Below are 17299 nucleotides of genomic sequence, written 5' to 3'. Positions count from 1 at the left end.
CTGGCCCGAGCCGTTGGCAGGCGAGGACGGATAGCCCTCCGGACCCTGCGGAGCCGGATTTTCTTGGGGCGGGGCAGGACGATACGGTTGAGCGGGTGCGGACGGCGGCGGCTGGCTCCGCTGCGCAGGAGGCTGGGGAGCTGTACGGGCCTGCGGTTGGGGCGGAGGAGGGTAGGAATTGGGCTGGCCCGAGCCGTAAGAGGGATAGGACGGATAACCCTGCGGAGCCGGATTTTGTTGGGGCGGGGCAGGACGATACGGTTGAGCGGGTGCGGGCGGCGGCGGCTGGCTCCACTGCGCAGGGGGCTGGGGATCTGTATGGGCCTGCGGTTGGGGTGGAGGAGAGTAGGAGTTGGGCTGGCCCGAGCCGTTGGCAGGAGAGGACAGGTCGGACGCATAACCCTGCGGGGCGTGCGTCGGATGTCGCCAAGAGTATGAGGGAGCATGCGCTGGAGGCGGGTTGGCCGGCGCGGGACGCGGCTGCGGGTAGGAAAAGGAGGCGTAGGCACCCTGGGGAAGGGGAGATGACTGGGGAGGGGCCATTTCCCCAGAGGCGGACGCCCCTGGATTCTGGCGCAAAAAGAACGGCGGTCGCCAGCTTGGCGAATTCATCCCTTCCGGGGCGTTCGACTGCGCCTCAGGGGGAGGCGGCTGCTCTGGATAACCATTTTGCGGAGGGGCCTCTGTTTCTGCAGCGGGCGAAGCCTCGGGTTCTCTTTGGGAAGGGGCCAGATGTCCAGCGTCATGCCCTGGCGGTAGGGAACTCATCTGGGTGAGCAAAATACGGCGTGGATGCCCGGTTGGTCAATCGGAAATGCAAAGTAGTGTTAACACACTATTGCGGAGCAGCTAACGGTTGCTTTGCGGATTCCGGCAAGAGCGTCAAGAACTCAGTGGCGTCTAGCGTTTCTTTCTTAAGCAACTCGGAGGTAACTCCCTCAAGCGTCTTGCGCTCTCTTTGCAGAATGGCCTTGGCTTCCTCGTAGGCCTGCTCCAGGAGGCGCTGCACTTCGACGTCGACCAGTCGGGCGGTTTCTCCGCTGTATTCGAGGTGACCATTGACCCCGGGAATCTCTGTCAAGCTGGGCCGGCTTGGAATGAGATGGGAGAGACCGACCGATTTGCTCATGCCGTAGAGGCAGACCATCTGCCGGGCGAGGGTGGTTGCTACCTCCAGATCATTTTCGGATCCCGTGCTGACCTCGCCGAAAATAATCTCTTCCGCCGCTCTTCCACCCATTGCGCAACGGATCTTGGCAAGGAGCTGGGTGCGAGTGAACAGGTATTGTTGGGCCGGAGGAAGCTGGAGGGTGTAACCAAGGGCGCCGCGACCGCGCGGGATGATGCTGATTTTTCGGACGGGATCCGCCCCCGGGGTCGCCACTGCAACCAGTGCATGGCCCACCTCGTGATAGGCGACCCGATGCTTCTCTGCTTCGGCGAGTTGGAGGCTGCGGCGCTCGGGGCCCGCGACCACTTTTTCCAGTGCTTCGAGCAGATCGGCCTGTTCGACCTGCTGCGCTTTTCGGCGCGCGGCCAGGAGGGCCGCCTCGTTCATGAGGTTAGCGAGGTCGGCTCCGGACATGCCGGAGGTGGCGTGAGCGATCTCCTGAAGGTTGGAGTCCGGTGAGAGCGGCTTCCCTCGGGCGTGGACCTTGAGAATGGCCTCCCGTCCCTGCGCATCGGGGAGGTCGACGAGGACGTGCCGATCAAAGCGGCCCGGACGGAGAAGCGCCCGGTCGAGGATGTCAGGCCGATTGGTCGCTGCCAGCAGGATGATCCCCTCGTTCGGATCGAAGCCATCCATCTCGACGAGCAACTGGTTGAGGGTCTGCTCCTGTTCGTCATGACCCATCGCGATCCTCACTCCTCGCTGTCGGCCGATGGCATCGAGCTCATCGATGAAGATGATGCAGGGGGAACGGCCCTTCGCTTGAACAAAGAGGTCGCGCACCCGGGAAGCGCCGACGCCCACGAACATCTCGACAAATTCGCTCCCACTCAGGGAGAAAAAGGCGACCTTGGCTTCTCCAGCGACGGCGCGCGCCAAAAGCGTTTTTCCTGTGCCCGGGGGCCCGATCAAGAGAACCCCTTTGGGGATCTTGGCGCCAAGCGCCCGGTACCGGTCGGGACTCTTGAGAAAATCAACGACTTCCTGAAGCTCGACCTTCGCTTCCTGGCAGCCGGCGACATCCTCGAAACTGACCCCGGTGCCCTCCTCCGCTACGAGGCGAGCCCGACTCTTTCCCACGTTGAGCAGGGAGTAGCCCGCGCCGCGTGTCATCCAACGGCTCAGGCCGACCCAAATGAGGAAGAAGATTCCAATGGGAAGAATCCATGAAAAGATGAGTTGGGAGAGGAGACTGGGACGCACGCTCGAGTAGGTCGTGTGTGCGCTCTGCAGTTGGGAGACAAGATTGGGATCCTCGACCCGGACGGTTCGGAAGAGGGCGGGCGTTACTCCTGGTTTGGCTTCCCCCTCCTTCTTCCCGGGAGAGGAGACCGTCTTTGCGGGAGGGAACACCAGCATCTTGCCCTGGATTTCCTCCGGAGTAATGGTGCATTCGACGATCTCCTTCTTGGCGAGCTTGTCAAGAAAGGAGCTGTAGGGAATCGTCGTGACGGTCGTCCGCTGCACGCTCTCCTGCCAGAGCCAGACCAGCAGGAGGGCTATCAAGACTTGCAGAAGGAGCTGCCAAGGAGAGTCGAAAAAGCCCTCAGGCCGCTTTTTCCCCGGGCCATTCTTTTTCTGCGGAGAGAACGGCTTTCCCGGCACCGCAGAGTTCCTCACGATAGCAAGCTTTTCGTTCCCAGCCTCGTTTGTCGAAGAAAAAAGATGCGGAGGATCTGGTCTCCATGCCCTGTCCGCCGGGGGCTCCGAAAAAAGACAGGCTAGTTAGCTCTTGGTCAGGAAAAAGCCGCGTTGGCGCTCGCTGATGGGAAGGTTCAGCCGCTCCATGACCAGGAGAAGGTCTTCCCAAACCTGCCGCTTGAGCCGCAGGTCGGGTTTATGAAGGAGGTAGCTGGGATGGAAGGTTGGAAGAAGCGGAGTTCCCTGAAAATCGAGGAAGGTCCCCCGCAGGGCGCTGATTCCCTTGCGCAGGCCCGTCAATCCCTCGAGAGCGGTCGCTCCCAAAGCGACGATGATTTCCGGACGAATGATGCTGATCTGCTCGCGCAGATAGGGCAGGCAGGTATCCATCTCTTCCGGAGCCGGCTTTCGGTTGCCCGGAGTCCCTGGGGGAAGGTCGGGCCGGCACTTGAGAATGTTCGCGATGTAGACATCCTCCCTCTGGAGCCCCATCGCTTGGATCATGCGGGTCAAGAGCTTGCCGGCGGGCCCGACGAAAGGCTCTCCCTGCCGGTCTTCCTCGGCTCCCGGAGCTTCGCCGGTGAAGAGCAGTCGGGCATGGGGATTCCCTACGCCGAAGACGACTTGCGAACGGAAGGCGGCGAGATGGGGGCAGCGGCGACATCCCGCCGTCGTTTGACGGAGTGCTTCGAGCCGGCGCGCGCGTTCCGGCCGATCGGTTGGCTCGGGCGGGACGGAAGGAGGCGTTGCGATCGACTCCAGGGATGGCTGGTTCTCCTTCGGAAGCGGGGCCTGGACGACGGAAAGAGGCCGGGAAACGGCCCCCTGGATCGGAAGGAAGAGCGATGAGAGCCCTCTGCGCCAGCCGGACCGGAGGCGAACGGACTGGCGGCCGGTGCAGCGCAAAGCCTCCACGTAGGCGAGGAGAGTCGCGCGCAAGCGTTCAGGGTCTTTGGGCATCGTTCCTCTCGAGCCAAGTGAAGAATTCTTTGGGAAGTGGGCTTTCGAAGCGGACCCGCTGTCCGGAGCGGGGATGGACAAAGGCCAGGGATCGCGCGTGAAGGAGGAGACGGGAACTCTCCGGCTGTCGGTTCCCTCCGTAGAGCGGATCGCCGACGACCGAGTGGCCGAGGAAGGCGAGATGGACCCGAATCTGGTGCATTCGTCCGGTCTGCGGTCGGCATTGGACAAGGGCGGCACTGCGATGCTGCTTCATCAGCGAGAACTCGGTGAGTGCGCTTCGTCCACCTAGGGAGAGAGCCGCCATCTTCCGACGATTCCGAGGATCGCGTCCCACATTTCGGGCACAGGAGACGGGGGTTCGCGGAAACGCTCCCCTAACGACCGCCTCGTAGCCCTTTTCGACGGTTCGCGAGGCGAACTGGTCGAGCAGGCTCGCTCGAGCCGCTTCGGTTTTCGCCACGATCAGCAGGCCACTGGTTTCTCGGTCGAGGCGATGGACGATGCCCGGCCGAATGGTGTGGGCTCCAGGCAACCTTGGGAGATAGCCGAGCAGGGCATTGACGAGTGTTCCGGTCCGGTGGCCGAAGGCCGGATGCACAACAAGGTCCCAAGGCTTGTCGATCAGAAGTAGATCGTCGTCCTCGTGGAGAATCACGAGCGGAATCGACTCTGGCGCCGGAAGGGGCGGCTCCAGAGCAGACGTCCGCACTGAAAGATCGATTTCGATCTCTTCTCCTCCGCGGAGGCGATAGGAGGCGGCGGGAGTCCCGAGAATGCCTTTGATCTGGACGGCCGACGAGAGGAGCCGTTGCTGCACCGATGTGCGCGACAGCCCGAGGGAAACGGCGAGATACCGGTCGAGTCTTTCTCCCGGTGCCTTCGGGCGGAGGATCTTCCGCGTCTCCTGCGTCTGCGAAGCGCCGTCGAGGGCTTTCTGCCGACCCCTCTGGCTTGGGAACTCACCCATTGGTGCCAAAGAGATCAACCTGCCTCTCCCCCAAGCCTCGGGTCCAAACTTTGCGACTCATGCGAACCCGCACAGCTAACTAGGCCGGAGCCTCACCGCCGCAAAACAACTCACTCCCCCGCGCTTGGCGGAGGACCACCGCCTACTGCTTTAGAGTAAGCGTTAGCCTTGTCGGACTTCCGATGCTTGGGCAGCGACCTCTGCAGCTTCCCCATCATCTCCGATTGCTTCTACCGGACAGCCTTCCTTGGCCTCGCAGCACTGCTCCTCTTCTTCCGGGGTCGAGGGCTGCTTGTAAACGAACGAATGTCCGCCGTCGTCATTCCTCTTGAAGTTCGAGGGCGCAGTCTCCCGACAGAGATCGCAGTCGATGCACTGGGAGTCTACGTAGAATTTTCCGAAAACGTTGTCCGGATACCGATTGGTGAGATCTGCCATATTTTCTTGCGTTTCGTTTTGCTTTTCAGAATGATCACCTCCCACCGCCTTCCGGAGGGATCGAGTAAGCTTACGGAGCACCTCGATATTTGCAACCGGAAAAACGATTCCATCTTTTCCTTTCCGGCACGGGCACCGATGTCGGCAAGACCGTCTGCGGCGCTGCGCTCCTGGAAGCCTGGCGGCGCCTAGGTTGGCGGCCCGTCGGCCTCAAGCCCATTGCGACAGGCTCGCAGGACGATGCTCTCCGTCTGCAAGCGGGGGCGGGAACCGAAATGCCTCTTTCTGCAATCAATCCATTTTTCTTTCGCTGTCCAGCGGCTCCAGCGATTGCCGCAGAAGAAGAGGGCCGGACGCTGAATCTCGAGGAAGTCGCAGCGCGGGTGCGGCCCCTGCTGTGGAAGTTTTCCTGCGCGATCGTGGAAGGGGTAGGGGGTTGGAAGACGCCGTTGACCCGTACGGAAACGGTGAGCGATCTCGCCGCCGCCCTCGGTCTTCCCGTGATCGTGGTCGCGCTCTGCCGACTCGGGGTATTGAATCATGCCCTGCTCACGGTGGAAAGCATTCGAGCCGCCGGCCTGACTCCTCTTGGGATCCTCCTGAACGGCTTTTCCGAGCCGTCGGCAAGAACGCGCGCACAAACGGCCGCCTGTCTGCGCCGCCATGTGGGGGTTTCCGTGGCGAGCTTTCGAGAGGCGTCTGAGCTGAGGGATTGTCCGCCACCCTGGCTCTTGCCCGGATCGCGCAGCGAATCGGATTAGCCGGCATCCTCCACAGGGGCTGTGGCGGGAGACGTCCTGGTTCCCTTGGAACTCTTTTCCGCTGACTTGGAGCGTGGGGCCAGGGAATCAGCCTGAGGAAGATCGAGGGGCCGAGCAACGAGGATGCCCGCCGCCTTCGGATGGGAGGAGAGATAATCGCTGAGCCTGGGGCCGATCACAACGCGTCGTTCCGCCTGGATCGAGGTGGCATGGAGGAAGTGGAGCACGCCACCGGAGTCTCGATAGGCCAAGCCGACGTGTGAAGTGAAGGTGCCGGGCCAAGTGCTGGCGATGCAGATGATGTCTCCATTTTGCAGGCGAGGCTCGATCGAAGCCACACGTCCCTTCGGGATGTAGTAGACGGGTTGCGCCGAGATCTTTTTCTCCAATGCCTGAAAGCGGGGAATGAGATCGGGGTTGTGGCGAAGGTAGCGGAACTCTTCCCAGTGCTCACCCATGTAGTGGAGGGAGTGGCCGGTCATTGGGACTCCGCCGAGCCGGCGGGTCAGATCGATGACCAAGTCGCGGCGGGCGTTGTCGCGAATCCAATCCTCCAGATGGTGGAGGCGGGAGTAGTAGGTTCCGTCGCACCGGCCTCCCCGGTAGCGATCGATTTCGATCATGCGGAGAAGGTCATCCGGTTGATAGTCACCCGTTTTTTCCCGCAACATCCGGGCAAACCCGAGGGAAATCTCAAAAAAAGTCCAGCAATCCATCTCGTCCAGGTCGACGGAGGGCGCCTCGATGTGATCGTCGATCTCTAAGGTCCAGTTCTTGTACGGGGTTCCAACCAGCGCTACGCCGATTCGTGCCGTGCGCTGGCCAATCGGCATCTCCCGCCAGCCTTCCCGCTCCGCCTCGGCGACCAGCCGCGTGAAGATCGGCTTCCCTCGGAAGACGATGGAGGGCGGGAGAGTCCGCAGCGTGGAGTCGGAGTGCGAGTCACCGCTTGCACGGTCGAAAAAGCCCGGGAGAGTTACCGATAGAAGAAGCAAGGGAATCAGGACCGGTCGTCTCACCATGCGAAGCGAGAATATGTTATCGCTCGAACGAACAAAAGAGCTTTGCGCAAATCCGGAGCGCCCAATTCAGGTGAGGGTCGTCGGCTCTCCCTTGGAAGCTTGGCTTGCCGCTGCCCCCAAGGGGTTTTTTTCATAGCCGAAGAGCCCTTTTTCCCGAATCAGCTGGGCCGCCCGGACCGGCACATAACTCTCCCAAGCGGGATCACCCGACCGGATGAGAGCACCTACCTGTCGCGGCGAGAAGCTAGCGTCCGGAGGATTGCGGGGGGAGAGGGTTTCGATCCGACCCGTTTCCTGCAAGTAGGCATAGAGATGGCCGAGCGGGCCCTCCAAGGCGAGCTGTTCCACCGTGCGGAGCCCTCCATCCGATCGCTTTCGGGTTGGATAGACGTAGAGCTTCACGTTCTTCTTGAAGAGGCGGCCCATTGCTTCGAGGATGCCGCCTTCGACATACGAGTAGTAGCGTTCGCTGAAGAGTTGTTCCAAAAGGGGAATCCCGAGCACGACCCCGACCAGACCTTCCGCATAGCGGGCCAGGTACGCGCTGATTTCGTAAAATTCGGCGTAGTTGGAAATCAGGACATGGTAGCCGATCGTGCAGAGGAGGTCGACGCGCTGGAGAAAGTCGCGTGAGTTAATCTTGCCATCGGGCAAGAGGAGGTTCTTGGTGGTGATCTCCAGCAGCTCAATCTTGGCGAAGCGCTCGATTGAGGGATCTTGAAGGAATTTCTCTCGCGCAAGCTGAAGCATATCCATGTGCATGCGGGTGACCGGAGCGAACTCGCCCCGTTCGATCAGCATCGATTTCCGGCGAAGGAGCTCGCCCGGCTGGCGCGGCTGCCCTGTCGGATCGAAGAGAATCACCCGTGACATGCCGAGCACGATGAGGTGGAGGTTCAAGAGGCGATTGTCGCACTGTTCGAATGCGGGCCCTCGTGCGCAAACCAGGTCAATTTCCAGGCGCGCAGAATCGAGGTTGTCCAACAGGGATTCGAGAAGACGGTAGGGGTCTGCCCATAAATAGCAAATGCTATATAGTAAGTTTACGCCAACGATTCCTAGTGCCTCCTGCTGCCGCACTCGCTCTTTATCCAGGAGCCGGATGTGAAGAATCACCTCGCTCGGCTTAGCCAAGGGCTCGTGCTGAAACCGCACCCCCAGCCAGCCGTGGCATTCGCTCCGGGGTTGAAACCCTCGAATGGCAACCGTGTCTGCAAAGACGAAGAAGCGGGTCTCGTCTCCCCGCTTTTGACTCAGTCGCTCTAAGAGAAGATCATATTCGTGGTCGAGCATGGCCACGAGCCGATCCCGGGAGACATACCGTTCCGTTGGGCCGTAAATGGCGTCGCTGAAGGTCATGTCATAGGCGGACATTGACTTCGCCACGGTCCCGGCCGCCCCGCCCACGGTGAAGAACCAGCGCGCTACCTCTTGTCCGCCGCCGATTTCCGCAATCGTGCCATAGATCTTCTGATCTAGATTGGTCTCAAGCGCTTTCTCATGGGAAGTTAGAATGCGGTTGGGCACGATGAGCAGTGAACCAATCTTGGCATCGATCCACAACCCTTTCTTGCGAAGTCGAGGGATCTCCAGTTAGGGTCTCCCCTCGGCGGAAGATCGGAAGAGAAGATAGGAGAGCAAGAAACGCATGATCTATCTGGAGGGTTCAGGCAAAGAGTTCGCAGGTCCGCCTCTTTCGCTCGAGCAGCTTGACACCGATCCGCTGCGGCAATTTTTTTCCTGGTACCAGGAGGCGCAACGCATAGAGGCGGGGGATCCGACGGCGGTCGCCCTGGCGACCTCTTCCCGGGAAGGGAGGGTGCGGAGCCGCATGGTCCTGCTCAAGGCAATCGACGAGAGGAGTTTTCTCTTTTTTACCAATTATGGAAGCCGCAAAGGGCGAGACCTCTCGGAAAACCCCCAGGCTGCCTTCTCCTGCTTTTGGCCCGCGTTGATGCGGCAGGTGTGCGCCCGGGGCATCGTAGAAAAGACATCGCTCGAAGAGTCCGCCGCCTATTTCGAGAGTCGGCCCGTTTTGAGCCGCCTCTCCGCCTGGGCTTCTCCACAAAGCGAGCCGATCCCGGCCGAGCGCGCCTTCCTGGAAAACCGCCTACGCCAGATGCAGGAGCGCTTTGGCTCGAGCAATATCCCTCTGCCTCCTCATTGGGGCGGGTATCGTCTGATCCCCGAGGAAGTCGAGTTTTGGCAGGGGCGAAGCAGTCGACTCCATGACCGCTTCCACTATGTGCGCGTGCCAGGAAACGGATGGAGAGTGGAGCGGCTTGCGCCGTAGGGGTGGGAGAGCCCGGAATCCCGGTCGGCCAAAAGAACCAACCGCGGCGCAGAGAGATATGCAGCGCTTTAAGATTGACAAAGACCGTCAGGAACGGATCACTCAGTGAGTTACGATGAAGACATTTTTGTGCACCGGGCTTGGTTCTCACACGTCCTTTTCTTCCCTGGAAGCAGTCCGTGGCAGCGCCATCCGCCGAACCCGCTGGGCTGGGATCCTGGGCGTGGCGCTCTCACTTGCGCCGCTGGCCGCCTTTTCGCAGGACGCGAAGCGGGGCGAGCAGCTCTACATGATGAACTGCGCCGCCTGCCATCAACCGACCGGCACCGGGATTCCGGCCGTCTATCCTCCTTTGGCCGGCTCTCCCATGACCGCAGGCGGCTCCAAGCGGGCGGTGGCGATCGTTCTCAACGGTTTGCAGGGTCCGATCACCGTTAACGGGGCGCAGTACAACGGCCCGATGCAGCCTTGGAAGGCCATCCTTTCCGATGACAAGATCGCGTCGATCTTGACCTATGTGCGGCAGGCGTGGGGCAACAAGGGGACTCCTGTCACCCCCGAGCAGGTGAAGGCCGCCCGGGCCGAATATGCCCAGAGGACTTCCCCCTTGAGCGAAGCCGACCTGACGGCGATCGCGGACGAAGATATCAAGCCGTAACCGGCAGTCTCGCTGAGCGGACGGACTTCTTCCCCCTCGGCGTGATCTCTCCGGCAAATCGGCTTACCGGCGGAAGAGCCAGAGGATCGCGCTGAGGAGGAGACTTGCGAGCAGGCAGGTGGTGATCGGAAGGAAGAAGCGTACGTCGCCCTTTTCGAACCGGATGTCTCCCGGGAGCCTCCCGATCCACTTGGTTCCGATCCCGAGGCTGAGCAGGAGGCCGATGCCCGCCAGGAGAAGGCCTGTGATCAAGAGAAGCCGACCGATCTGCTGCACGGGGAGAGTCTCCTAGCCGGCGGCGCGAAGAAGCTCCTTGGCATGTCCCAGAGCCGCCGGAATACTCTCCGGCCGCGCACTTCCCCCTTGGGCGAGTTCCGGGCGCCCGCCCCCCTTGCCCGAGACGGGCAAGAGGATTTCCTGGAGAAGCCGGGCGGCGTTCACCCGGGCGCGGTAGGTCCGAGAAACGCCGATCAGGAAGGCCGCACGCTGAGGATCGCGGGAGGCGAGGACGGCGACGCCTTCCCACTGGCCCTGGATTGCCTGCCAGAGAAGGGGAAGATAGCTTGCGGGAACCGATCCGCAGTCCAAGACCAGCGCCGGGAGAGAGCCACAGCGCTCCGCAGCGCTCGCGGCGGATGCCGCATCTCGTCGGGCGCGCGCCCGCAAGGCGTCTTCCGCTTTCTTTGCCGCCTGCTTCTCCGTTTGGCGAATCCTCCCTTCGAGCGACTGGAGGAGCTCGCGGCGCTCCTCCAACCTCTTGGCCGCCGCAGCGGGGATGAGCTCCGCAGAAAAGGGAGCGAGCGGCGGAATTCCGGGTTCTTTCCGATGGAGGCTTTCCCACGCGCGCTCCTGGATGGCTGCCTGCTCGCGAAGGAAGTCGAGAAGCGCTACTCCTCCGGCGGCCTCGATCCGGCGGATTCCGGCCGCAACCCCGGTCTCGGAGAGAATCTTCCAAAATCCGATCTCGCCTGTATGGCGGATGTGGGTTCCGCCGCAGAGCTCTCGGGAGCAGTCTCCGATCGAGACGACGCGAACGTGCTCCCCGTATTTTTCCCCGAAGAACTGGAGGATCCGTGGATCGTTTCTCACCTCCGCGTAGCGGTGCTCTTCCCAGCTCACGGGCTCATCTTCGACGATGCGTTCTTGCACAAGCTGTTCCACGCGGGAGATCTGCCCGGGCGAGAGCGGTCCTGTATGGGTAAAGTCGAACCGGAGACGATCGGGGCCGACGTAGCTGCCTCGTTGGATCGTTTGCGGACCCAGTACCTCACGAAGGGCCCATTGGAGAAGATGGGTCGCGGTGTGATGAGCGGCAGTCCTTTTCCGGCGCTCACGGTCGACGCGCAAGACGACACGGCAGCCGGGCACCAGCCGATCGACTTCACTTAACCGATGCAGATGGGCTCCGCTGGCGGAACGGGTAGTGTCGACCACCGGCAGACGGCGGCCTTCATGCTCGATCGTGCCGGAGTCGCCGACTTGGCCTCCCATCTCGGCATAAAACGGGGTGCGGTCGAAGACGGCGCGATTTCCGGCTAGCAAAAGAACGACCTCCCCCTCCGCCTCCAATTCTTCGTAGCCGACAAAATCGCTCTGTGCCGCCACGCTCAAGAGATCGTCTTCGCGCGCCGCTGCGGAGCGGCTGCGCTGCTTTTCCATGCTTTCCTCGAAGCCCCGCGTGTCAATGCGGAGTCCCTGTTCGCGCGCCATGAGCTCGGTAAGATCGAGAGGAAAGCCGTAGGTGTCGTAGAGCAGGAAGGCTTCTTCGCCGGAGATTTCCCGGCTCTCCCGCCTGGCGGCATCTCGGGCCAGATCTTCGAAGAGGGAGAGCCCCCGCTCCAAGGTGTGGGCAAAGAGCGTCTCCTCCGTGGCGAGAACCGTGGCAATCCGGGACTCTTGCTCGACCAGCTCGGGGAAAGCTTCCCCCATCGTCGAGGTCAAGGGGGGAAGAAGTTCAGGAAGGAAGGGGGGGCGAAGGCCGAGGGTGCGGCCGAAACGGCTCGCCCTCCGGAGGATCCGGCGTAGGACATAGCCCCGTCCGACATTGCTGGGAAGGATGCCGTCGGCGATCGCAAAGGCGAGGGCCCGAAAATGGTCGACGATGACACGAAAGGCAACGTCGCTCTGCTCTCCCCGTCCGCCGGGCTCGGGGAGCGCTCCTTTGTATGGGAGGCCGGAGAGCTTTTCCAAAACCAGAAGGAGAGGGCGGAAAAGATCGGTGTCGTAGTTGGAGATCCTTTGGGAAAAGTCGCGAAAGCCGCGCGTGCCTTGCAGGATCGAAGCGATCCGCTCCAGCCCCATTCCCGTGTCCACATGGCGAGCGGGCAAGAGGGAGAGGGAGCCGTCGCCCCGAGCATCGTACTGGATGAAGACGAGGTTCCAGACCTCCAGGCAGCGTGGGTCGTTTCGGTTGAGGAGCCGCCCGCGGCTTTGGCCTTCGGGCGTCAGATCGACATGAACTTCGGAGCAGGGGCCGCAGGGTCCGGTTTCCCCCATCATCCAAAAATTGTCCGGTTTCCCGAATTTGGCGACGTGGATGTCCGGATCGCAGCCGGCGCCGGCAAAAAGAGCGGACCAGGCTTCGCAGGATTCGATATCGAATTCGCCCGGCTCGCCGTGGGCAGGTTCGTAAACGGTCGCATAGAGACGGGCCGGTGGAAAGCCCCACCCGTTCGTGAGCAACTCCCAGGCCCATCCGATGGCCTCCTTCTTGAAATAGTCTCCGAAGGACCAGTTGCCCAACATTTCAAAGAAGGTGTGATGGGAGGTGTCGAAGCCCACTTCTTCCAGATCATTGTGTTTTCCTCCCGCACGGATGCACTTTTGCGTGTCGGCGGCACGCGGCGGAGAGTAGGGGCAGAGGCTCTGGCCGAGGAAGATCGGCACGAACTGGTTCATCCCCGCATTGGTGAAGAGCAGATTTGGGGAAGCGGGCAACAGCGGCGCCGAAGGGACGATCGTATGGCCGCGTTCCCGAAAGAAGCGGAGAAAGCTCTCGCGAATTTCCGACGAGGTCACGGCGTCTTTATCTCCCCGGGACCGCCGCTTCCGCCTGCGCCATCATCTCAGGGGCCATCTCGAAGTTGGCGAAAACATGCTGGACATCGTCGTGCTCCTCCAGGGCATCGAGCAGCCGAAGGAGGGACCGGGCGCTCTCCTCATCCTTGAGCGAGACGACGTTCTGGGGGAGATAGGCGAGCGCCGCCGACTCGACGGGAATGTCGGCCGCCTCCAAGCTTTTGACGACTCCTTCCAGCCGGTCGGGCGAAGAGAGAATTTCGATCGACCCTTCCGAGGGCTGAACGTCGTCCGCCAATGCTTCCAGAGCCACCTCGAAGAGGTGATCGAATGATGCCTTGTCTGCGTCGACGTGGATGACCCCCTTGCGCAGGAAGAGCCAAGAGACACTGCCGGCCCCGGCCAGGTTTCCCCCGTGGCGGGCGAAAAGACTGCGAATCTCGGCTGCCGTCCGGTTGCGGTTATCGGTCGCCGCCTCGACCAGGACCGCAACGCCGCCGGGAGCATATCCCTCGTAAAGAATCTCTTCGTAGGCCACTCCGGCGACTTCGCCCGTTCCGCGCTGAATCGCCCTCGTGATGCTTTCCGAGGAGACCCCGTCCGCCTTGGCGGTTTCGACCGCGCGCCGCAAGCGCGGATTGAATCCCGTATCTCCCCCGCCCAGCTTGGCGGCCAGAGCAATTTCCCGCACCAGCTTGCTGAAGAGCTTCCCTTTCCGCGCGTCGGTCACCCCTTTCTGGTGCCGAACCTTTGCCCAGTGGCTATGTCCCGCCATCTTCTCTCCCTTCCTGTTACAATTGGAGGCGGAGCAGCCGGAAAGTCAAACCTTTGCAAGCTTGGGAGAAGTGGTGTTTTTCCGGTCCGTGCGGGGCCGCATCCCTCAGCGGTTGGCGAAGAGTTCCTGCTGCCAGCGGCACCAGCGCCCTTCCGCCAGCAGACGCTCCGGTGCGCCTTGGGGATCTAGGGCCAGCTCCAAGAGGATGGACTTGGCGGCCAGCAGTCCGGCTTCCATGCCCAAACGGGCGGCGAGCCGGCTGCGCGCCTGGTTGAGCTCTTCCAGACGACGAGCCGCTTCGGAGCTCAGCTTGAGCCTGGGCTTGGCGGCGGGAAGGAGATCCGCGGGCGATCCCTTTGCGCGAGCGAGCGCGGCCGCGAGCCGGGAGCGGTCCTTTTCACCCAGGTGGCGAGGAAGCCATTTTGCTGGGACGTTCTCCTTGTGGGTCGCGGCCCAGGCCGCCATGCGCAGCAGTAGGTCCGGAGGAACTAGGCGGAAGGGAGCAAGGTCGCGGCGCTCGGCCTCCTCTTCCCTCCATTCCCAAAGGGCGAGAAGGAAGGGGAGCGCCTTGGGAGGGAGCTCGCGCCAGCCGCGAATCCGCCAAGCCCCCTCCTTTTCCGTGGCAGGCTCCCCCGTCTTGCGCAGGAGCCGCGCGCAGCTCTCCTGGTGCCAACGAAGCCTGCCCAGTCGATCCAGTTCATCAGTCAGGCGCTCTTGGAGGGCTTCCAGGTAGCAAACGTCCTGAGCCGCGTAGTCGAGCATCGCAGGGGAGAGGGGGCGCCGGGCCCAATCGGCCTTTTGGCTCTCCTTGACCAGCACAACCCCGAAAAAGCGCTCGACCAGGGCCGCGTAGCCGATGGCGGGAAAGCCGCAAAGCTGGGCGGCAATCATCGTGTCGAAAATGGCGGGAGGATCGAGCGCTCCCGCGCCGCGCAGCAGCCTCCGGTCGAAGTCCATTCCATGGAGGATCCAGGGCGAGCGAGCCAAGCGTTCCCAGAGCGAAGTCGGGCGCAGAGCGAGGCTATCGAGGACGGCGACCGTCTCTCCCTGTTGAATCGAGAGGACACAGAGCTTGGCCTGATAATGATGAAAGGCGGCCGCTTCGGCGTCGAGGGCAATGGCCCGGCCCGGCTGAAGGTTTTTTAAAAAGGAGGGAAGTTCCGCATCGGAATCGATCCAGGGTGCGGCCGGGCCTGCAGTCTTGGAGTGCCCCTCGGGCTTCCCAAGGCGGAGCTTGCGAAGAATCATCGCAAGCAGTAGATAAGTAAACTTTTTCTTTCGCAAGCCTGGGATCTCCGCAACATTCAGGGTGGGTGGAATTTGTACCATTCTGATGCCCAAGAGCCCGGAACGGAAGAGGGTAGGAGAGCGATTCGATGAGCTATTTACCGCGAGTGAACAAGATTTTTCCGACTGCCGGTTTTTCTCACGAAGAGATCCGGCGCTACGGCCGCCATCTCATCATGCCGGAAGTCACGTTGGAAGGGCAAAAAAGGCTCAAGTCGGCGCGGGTGCTCGCGGTGGGGACGGGAGGGTTGGGTTCGCCCTTACTCTTGTATCTCGCGGCGGCGGGAGTCGGCCGGCTGGGGATTGTTGATTTCGATACCGTTGATGAGTCGAACCTGCAGCGGCAGGTGCTTCATAAGACCCGCAACATCGGCAAGCCGAAAATTGAATCGGCCATCGAAGCCATCCAGGAACTCAATCCCAACGTCGAGGTCGTTCCCTACCAGACGGCTCTCCGATCGGAAAATGCCCTGGAAATCCTCCGGGATTACGACGTCATCGTCGACGGCACGGACAACTTCCCCACCCGCTACTTGGTCAACGATGCCTGCGTGCTCTTGGGAAAGCCGAACGTCTACGGGAGCATCTTCCGCTTCGAAGGACAGGCGACGGTCTTCTGGGCGGAACGCGGTCCGTGTTACCGGTGTCTCTATCCGGAGCCTCCCGATCCCGGCATGGTCCCGAGTTGTGCCGAAGGGGGGGTGCTGGGCGTTTTGCCGGGCCTCATCGGGATGGTGCAAGCCATCGAAACCGTAAAACTCATCCTCGGATTGGGAGATCCCTTGATCGGCCGACTGCTCCTTTTCGACGCCCTCGGCATGGAGTTTCGGCAATTCCGCCTGCGAAAGGATCCCGCCTGTCCGATCTGTGGAAGCAAGCCGGAGATCCGCGAACTGGTGGATTACGAGGTCTTTTGCGGGATTGGTGCCCCGACTGCCGTGGACGACGTGCCTGAGATCACGGTGCAGGAACTCAAGCGGAGGTTGGATGGGGAGGCCGCGTTTGATCTCATCGACGTGCGGGAGCCGCACGAAGTCGCGATTGCCCAGATCCCGGGGGCGAAGGTGATTCCACTTTCCCAATTCCACCAGCGCATTCACGAGCTCGATAGTGCTCGAGAAATCGTTCTCTTCTGCAAGCTCGGCCCTCGCTCCGCGAAGGCCTGTCGGCTTCTCTTCGACTCGGGCTTCCGAAAGGTGCAAAACCTTGCGGGAGGCATCGAGGCATGGAGCCTGGAGATCGATCCTTCCGTACCCCGTTACTAACACATTCAGGCTAAGGGAAGAACGGGTGGTTCAGGAGAGTTCCTCGGCGAGGTGAAAAAAAGGCTCCGCTTGTGTTCTTGTGGGCGCCATGGGGTCAAGTATAATGCTGATTTTGTTTAGAACACTGATCTCCGAAACAGGGAAAGCGGCGGATGTCATGGAGCAGTTGGCGGTCCCGGAAACGATCCACGAGGAAGTCGTTGATGAAAAGGTTCGTGATGCGTTTGAGCGTCACTGGGCAGTGATCGTCTGGAATGATCCAGTCAACCTCATGAGCTACGTGGTCTACGTCTTTCAACGAGTGCTCAAGATGAGCAAGCAGGAAGCCACTCGCCATATGATGGAGGTCCATCAGAAGGGGAAGAGCCGCGTCGCCCAGGAAACACGGGAGCGCGCCGAGTTTCTCGTTCATCAATTGCAGCGGTTTGGCCTCCAAGCGACCATGGAGCACGAGTGAAAGTTGCACGGAACCAAAACGACATCGTTTTTCGCTTCGAGGCGGCGGAGAGAGAGATTCTCCTCTCTTCTCTCCTTGAGTTGCGCAAGCACTACCAGACCGACGTCTCTCAACTCCCGGAAGCGTTGCAGCGGCATTGGCGGGGAACGGTGAGCCGCGGGGAGGAGGACGAGGAGATCCCCGGCGCAGCCGAGGAGTTGGAAGCGGAGCGCCTCGGTTGGCGCCCGGAGCGGCTTGCCCTTCTCAAGACGTGGCTTGCACCGGATAGCCCACTCCAAAATCCTGCTCAAGCCTCTTTGAGGTTGAGCCAGGGAGAAGTCGACGAATTCCTTTCCATGCTGAACGACCGGAGGCTCACGCTCGCGATCACCCAGGGGATTACCGAGGAGCAAATGGATTGGAACCCTCTCACCGTCCGATCGCGCGATCTCCAAAGAGCGCTCTGGGAGATTCATTTCCTCGCCTATCTCCAGGAAAGCTGCGTCTCCTCTTTTCTGGAAGACTAGCCTGCATGTCTCACAAGCGTTCTCCTACGGCTTGCGAAATGGACCTGTCTGCTGCGTTGGGACTTGGTTTCCCCTCC

General features: G+C 61.5%; 16 protein-coding genes. 6 read left to right on the top strand and 10 right to left on the bottom strand.

Going from position 1 to position 17299, the window contains the following annotated elements:
- Positions 1-835: 835 nt before the first annotated feature.
- From ftsH to MAMT_RS06235, 4 genes are all read right to left on the bottom strand, one after another.
- The gene (gene ftsH / locus MAMT_RS06250) at positions 836-2791 is read right to left on the bottom strand and encodes an ATP-dependent zinc metalloprotease FtsH (RefSeq protein ID WP_246186566.1); all 1956 of its coding nucleotides are present in this window, start codon (positions 2789-2791) and stop codon (positions 836-838) included.
- Positions 2792-2896: 105 nt separating this feature from the next.
- On the bottom strand, positions 2897-3772 hold the full coding sequence (locus MAMT_RS06245; protein WP_142660128.1) for a uracil-DNA glycosylase: 876 nt from the start codon (positions 3770-3772) through the stop codon (positions 2897-2899).
- Positions 3756-4742, bottom strand: coding sequence for an RluA family pseudouridine synthase (locus tag MAMT_RS06240; protein ID WP_142660127.1), 987 nt, complete (start codon positions 4740-4742; stop codon positions 3756-3758). Before MAMT_RS06240 ends, MAMT_RS06245 begins: the two co-directional genes overlap by 17 nt.
- Before the next feature lie 162 nt (positions 4743-4904).
- On the bottom strand, positions 4905-5180 hold the full coding sequence (locus tag MAMT_RS06235; protein ID WP_142660126.1) for a ferredoxin: 276 nt from the start codon (positions 5178-5180) through the stop codon (positions 4905-4907).
- Positions 5181-5269: 89 nt separating this feature from the next.
- Here MAMT_RS06235 and bioD point away from each other — a divergent pair, with 89 nt between their 5' ends.
- Positions 5270-5941, top strand: a complete 672-nt coding sequence (bioD, locus tag MAMT_RS06230; RefSeq protein WP_142660125.1) for a dethiobiotin synthase — start codon at positions 5270-5272, stop codon at positions 5939-5941.
- Here the strand turns inward: bioD and MAMT_RS06225 are convergent.
- Positions 5938-6963 (bottom strand): N-acetylmuramoyl-L-alanine amidase-like domain-containing protein, encoded by a 1026-nt coding sequence (locus MAMT_RS06225; protein WP_246186565.1) that lies wholly within the window; start codon positions 6961-6963, stop codon positions 5938-5940. The genes bioD and MAMT_RS06225 overlap by 4 nt on opposite strands.
- 66 nt (positions 6964-7029) lie before the next feature.
- On the bottom strand, positions 7030-8490 hold the full coding sequence (locus MAMT_RS06220; RefSeq protein WP_142660124.1) for a TonB-dependent receptor: 1461 nt from the start codon (positions 8488-8490) through the stop codon (positions 7030-7032).
- Between the two features lie 121 nt (positions 8491-8611).
- Here MAMT_RS06220 and pdxH point away from each other — a divergent pair, with 121 nt between their 5' ends.
- Together pdxH and MAMT_RS06210 are read left to right on the top strand one after the other, a co-directional pair.
- Positions 8612-9256 (top strand): pyridoxamine 5'-phosphate oxidase, encoded by a 645-nt coding sequence (gene pdxH, locus MAMT_RS06215; protein WP_142660123.1) that lies wholly within the window; start codon positions 8612-8614, stop codon positions 9254-9256.
- A gap of 115 nt (positions 9257-9371) precedes the next feature.
- Positions 9372-9914 carry a c-type cytochrome gene (locus MAMT_RS06210; protein WP_246186564.1) on the top strand — a complete coding sequence of 181 codons (543 nt, stop codon included), beginning with the start codon at positions 9372-9374 and terminating at the stop codon, positions 9912-9914.
- Between the two features lie 63 nt (positions 9915-9977).
- Here the strand turns inward: MAMT_RS06210 and MAMT_RS06205 are convergent, their stop codons facing one another.
- The 4 genes from MAMT_RS06205 to MAMT_RS06190 all read right to left on the bottom strand — a co-directional run bounded on the left by MAMT_RS06205 (position 9978) and on the right by MAMT_RS06190 (position 15036).
- On the bottom strand, positions 9978-10190 hold the full coding sequence (locus MAMT_RS06205) for a DUF2905 domain-containing protein (protein ID WP_142660122.1): 213 nt from the start codon (positions 10188-10190) through the stop codon (positions 9978-9980).
- Positions 10191-10202: 12 nt separating this feature from the next.
- Positions 10203-12932, bottom strand: coding sequence for an alanine--tRNA ligase (gene alaS / locus MAMT_RS06200; RefSeq protein WP_142660121.1), 2730 nt, complete (start codon positions 12930-12932; stop codon positions 10203-10205).
- Between the two features lie 7 nt (positions 12933-12939).
- The gene (locus MAMT_RS06195; RefSeq protein WP_142660120.1) at positions 12940-13707 is read right to left on the bottom strand and encodes a YebC/PmpR family DNA-binding transcriptional regulator; all 768 of its coding nucleotides are present in this window, start codon (positions 13705-13707) and stop codon (positions 12940-12942) included.
- A gap of 105 nt (positions 13708-13812) precedes the next feature.
- Positions 13813-15036, bottom strand: a complete 1224-nt coding sequence (locus tag MAMT_RS06190; protein ID WP_142660119.1) for an HRDC domain-containing protein — start codon at positions 15034-15036, stop codon at positions 13813-13815.
- A gap of 47 nt (positions 15037-15083) precedes the next feature.
- On the opposite strand from MAMT_RS06190, the gene moeB reads away from it, so the two are divergent.
- The 3 genes from moeB to MAMT_RS06175 all read left to right on the top strand — a co-directional run bounded on the left by moeB (position 15084) and on the right by MAMT_RS06175 (position 17222).
- Positions 15084-16259: a molybdopterin-synthase adenylyltransferase MoeB gene (moeB, locus tag MAMT_RS06185; protein ID WP_142660118.1), complete on the top strand. Its 1176-nt coding sequence runs from the start codon at positions 15084-15086 to the stop codon at positions 16257-16259.
- Positions 16260-16371: 112 nt separating this feature from the next.
- On the top strand, positions 16372-16716 hold the full coding sequence (gene clpS, locus MAMT_RS06180) for an ATP-dependent Clp protease adapter ClpS (protein ID WP_342799825.1): 345 nt from the start codon (positions 16372-16374) through the stop codon (positions 16714-16716).
- Positions 16713-17222, top strand: a complete 510-nt coding sequence (locus MAMT_RS06175) for a DUF2017 family protein (RefSeq protein WP_142660117.1) — start codon at positions 16713-16715, stop codon at positions 17220-17222. Before clpS ends, MAMT_RS06175 begins: the two co-directional genes overlap by 4 nt.
- Positions 17223-17299: the final 77 nt, after the last annotated feature.

Source organism: Methylacidimicrobium tartarophylax, from assembly GCF_902143375.2.
GTDB classification, from domain to species: Bacteria; Verrucomicrobiota; Verrucomicrobiia; order Methylacidiphilales; family Methylacidiphilaceae; genus Methylacidimicrobium; species Methylacidimicrobium tartarophylax.
Note: the sequence above shows the minus strand (reverse complement) of the source record. Positions and strands in the feature narration are given on the sequence as shown.